A 729-nucleotide genomic window follows, 5' to 3' on the forward strand; every position below is an offset into this window, starting at 1 on the left:
TGTCGGCCGCGCGGTGCCGCCGGCCACGCTGCGCGCGCTGCCCGATGCGTTCGCGACCCGGATTCGCGCCCGCTACGAACAGGCGCTGCTTGGCCTGCTGCGCGCGGAACACGGCGCGCCCGACGCGGCGCTCGACGAACTCGATGCGATGCTGGCCGCGCTCGCCGACGACGATCCATACGATTTCTGGCGGCTCGCGGCCGCGTGCTTGCGCGCGTTGCGCGCCAGCGGCGCGCCCGAGCTGAAGCGCTTTCTCGCGCGCACGAACCTGCTGCTCGGCGAGCACGCGCAGGGCCGGCGCGACGCGCCGCCCGAGTTCGTGCGCGAGACGGTCGCGCTGCTATGGCGCGATTTCGCGCTGTTCGGCGCTGCGGCCGAGGATGTCGCGCTCGTCGACGTGCTGCACGACTACGGACTGACGGTCGACTGGCACGTGGCCGGCACGCCCGCGTCCGAAGCGCTGTGGGAGGCCGATGCCGCGCGGGCCGAGCACGATGCGGTCGCCGCCGCGCCGACGCGCGCGCTCGGCGTCGTGACGGTCAATGCGCATGCCTATGAGGATTTCCTGCAGACGGCCGATGCGTCGATGGCCGACCTCGCGGCCGATCCGGCCAGAGCCGACGCGAGTGCCGCATGGCATGCGTCCGGTGCCGCCTACCGGGTCGGCACGGCCGCGTGCGCGCTCGGGCTCGGCCACGCGGCGCTCCTGGCCGACACGCTCGGCCTCGC

At 74.5% G+C, this 729-nt stretch carries 1 pseudogene; it reads left to right on the forward strand.

The window, feature by feature from the left end:
• Positions 1-729, forward strand: a pseudogene (locus G3N61_RS39155) (hypothetical protein); the annotation flags it as partial.

Source organism: Burkholderia sp. Ac-20349, assembly GCF_017104865.1.
Taxonomy (GTDB): Bacteria; Pseudomonadota; Gammaproteobacteria; order Burkholderiales; family Burkholderiaceae; genus Burkholderia; species Burkholderia aenigmatica.